The organism is Microcystis sp. M015S2 (assembly GCF_020245945.1).
Lineage (GTDB): Bacteria > Cyanobacteriota > Cyanobacteriia > Cyanobacteriales > Microcystaceae > Microcystis.
Genome location: NZ_JADBTX010000094.1, coordinates 1 through 3,084, shown reverse-complemented (window position 1 = coordinate 3,084; position 3,084 = coordinate 1). Strand labels below are relative to the sequence as shown.

3 protein-coding genes are annotated in these 3,084 nt (G+C 43.2%); all 3 read left to right on the top strand.

The genetic code is table 11. The annotated features are described in order from the left end of the window. Positions 1 to 1,244 (top strand): tetratricopeptide repeat protein (locus IM473_RS16665; RefSeq protein ID WP_287659554.1); only part of this gene is annotated, 1,244 nt, incomplete at its 5' end. Beyond that, entirely contained in the window at positions 1,241 to 1,978 is a 738-nt protein-coding gene (locus IM473_RS16660; protein ID WP_024970152.1) for a FlgD immunoglobulin-like domain containing protein, read from the top strand. The genes IM473_RS16665 and IM473_RS16660, both read left to right, overlap by 4 nt. Next, the coding region (locus IM473_RS16655; protein WP_287659553.1) for a hypothetical protein at positions 1,975 to 3,084 on the top strand (1,110 nt) is incomplete at its 3' end. The genes IM473_RS16660 and IM473_RS16655, both read left to right, overlap by 4 nt.

The window sequence follows — 3,084 nt, the reverse complement described above, 5'->3', positions numbered from 1 at the left end:
TGAGGGACCAGAAAAAACTGACAGAAGCCGAGGAAATGTACCGTCGGGCGCTCGCTCTTGATGATCAGTATGTCTATGCCTACTACAATCTCGGTAACGTGCTGAGGGACCAGAAAAAACTGACAGAAGCGGAGGAAATGTACCGTCGGGCGCTCGCTCTTGATGATAAGGATGTCGATGTCTACAACAATCTCGGTAACGTGCTGTCTGACCAGAAAAAACTGACAGAAGCGGAGGAAATGTACCGTAGGGCGCTCGCTCTTGATGATAAGTATGTCAATGCCTACAACAATCTCGGTAACGTGCTGTATGACCAGAAAAAACTGACAGAAGCCGAGGAAATGTACCGTCGGGCTTTAAGTTTACCCGATGATACCTCTGCCACCCCGACTACCGCTCACACCCTTGCCCATAATAATTTGGGTCGGCTCCTACAGGAACAGGGCAAGCTAGAGGCAGCGATCGCTGAGTTCGAGAAGGCGACAAAAATCGATCCGAAGTTTGAATTTGCTCGCAATAACCTGCAAGAAGCCCAGCGCTTGTTATCCTTGCAGCAACAACCGGAGCAGATCATCGCTTTGAATAATACTAAATATCTACCCCAAGAGGATCCCCTCACCCGGATCAAGCGATCGATCGTTAAAATCAGTGTGGTCTTTACCGGTAACGCCAAGGGGACTGCCTACGGTACGGGTTATGTGGTCAAACGCCGGGGAACAACGGTGTGGATTATCACTAATCGTCATGTGGTGGTCGATCGCGACACGGAACAGAGGGGCGATAATCTGGAAGTGGAACCCTATTACGGCGAAAATCTACCCAACCTCCCGCGCGATCGTGCAGTGGCTAAAATAATTCACATCACCCAACCCGAAGAAAACTTGGATTTAGCTTTGCTGGAAGTCACGGGTTTACCAGACGATATCAGTCCTTTAACCTTTCATCAAGGCGAAATTGCCGCAAAAACACGGATTTCTATCATCGGACATCCTGAATCAAAAGATTGGTCGAAGTACGAGGCGACTACCATCGGAAATGACCCTAATAACGGCAATTTAGTAATCGCTGTGAGTCTGGCCGTGGGGGGGTCTGGTAGTCCAGTATTCGATCAGGAAATGCGGGTGATCGGATTGATGTTTAAGACGATGAACGAGTCCCAAATCGATTCTTCCGGTATCGGTTTCGCTTACCCAATCGATCGAGTTCTCCAAAAATTAGCTCAATGGCAGGTGGTTGTACCATGAAAAAATCATTTATTGTCCTTAACTTAACAATTCTTAGTCTTATTTTGGTCTCGTTCTTCCCTATTCAAGCTCAAAACTGTGGGACGGGAAATACTAGATCTAGCAACTATATCCAGAGAGATAATGACAAGCGCTGTGAGGGAATAGCTCCGATCGATATTGCGGGCAGTTTTAGTCTTATTTCCCTTTCTATCGGCCGGATTCGGGAGATGACTGACTCCCTAAAGTTGGAAGTGCCTAGTCGTAATAACCGAGCGCCGAAAGTGATAGTGCGTTCTGTGCCAAAAAATTATCAACTCGATCCCCTCACCTTGCGTCCCCAAGGTTCTCGCTATCAATTTAAATGGTCTAACTATGTTATTGATCGCGAAGATATCGCCCTTGAAAGTCTGCGGGCCACGGCCTCTATCAGTGATGGTAAATTGATCTATTTGCCAGTTATTTTTAATCAGGCAACAACCTACGATATCGTCCTCTTTTCTAATGTGCGTAGCCAGATCAAAGAATTACAAATCCTCCAGAACAACGAGGTTATCTATGAGACTTCTCGCCCTAACTGGCAACCAAAAGGAGAAATTTTCTTTACTTGGGATGGTCGTACTTCTGATGGTAAACTGGCTAAGGCGGGATTGTACGAATTGCGAGTCAAAGCTTTATTAGAACAAGATGATGCTCCTCCCAGAAATGCCCCGATTAATATAACTTTTGAACATAATCCCCAGTGGCTAAAATGAGGTCTAAGCATAATTTTAAAAGTTTCTGGCGATTTATCAGGAAAAATCTCAAGTTTTGCACAGTTTTTATAGTTACTCTAGCACTGGTTTTCCTGTCGATTTTTTTGGGAATTATCCCAGTTAAACAAAACTTTGAAGGCAATTTATTGGTAAAAAGTTTTAGTTTTACCTGTCAAGAAAACGAAAGTTTATTGCTCAAAGATGTCGATAATCTTTCCGAAATATATCTATCGGGACTGAAAAAATTTACCCTCGCCGGCACCTTTAGCAGTCTTGCCGATCCCGAACTCAATAAACGAGAGCGACTAGAAATTGAATCAATCCGGGAAAATAGCACTTTAACAATTACCCCGACGGCGGATTTTATCCTGCAAGAACTCCGTTTACAAAAGGAAACTAGAGTTAAAAATCTCAAATACGCGCCTTTTAATAATCTTTTGGCTTTTAGTTTGCAGCCAAATTCTCAACCAGTAAATTTATCATTTAATCCTAGCGGCAACCCGATTAAAATAACTCTTTCTGGTTATAAAATTGCTAATTTACCCCTAAAAAAAGAGGATATTCCCCTCGAATTTAATCTCAGTACCACCGAATTTAAATTAGAAATACAACAAGCGATCGATGTTAATTTACAACTTTTTCAAGATAAAGAACAGCCTATTTTTTGGCGCAATATTAAAGTTAATAATGTTAGATTTGAGCGACCGATTATCACCGGTAATAATGTGAGAGATGACTTAGTGGAATCGACAATTATTTCTGGTAATATCCGGATGGCTCAACAGGATCTTAAGCTAGAAGAAAATCAATTCCTGATCGTCGAGAAACCGGGGGTAGAGATATTAAATCAGATAAAAATTATCCGAGAGGATAGTAACCAAAACCTCAAACTAAAAACCACGGGGGAAAACTTGCAGATTACCGAAGCATCACAAGGTTTAGAGGTGAGCGTTTCCGGCAATACCAACAGCATCCAAGTGGGGTTAAATCCGCGACTACCGATCGCCCAAATTCAAGGCAGTTTTTTATCCCGTTATCTTGGCAGCGAGGCGATCGTGGCGATAATTTCCTTTTCTGCTGGTTTGATTGTTTCCTTGCTTTCGTGG

Bases quoted from the DNA above. Each gene is read 5' to 3' on its own strand.
- IM473_RS16660 (WP_024970152.1), top strand. From the start codon at position 1,241: ATGAAAAAATCATTTATTGTCCTTAACTTAACAATTCTTAGTCTTATT.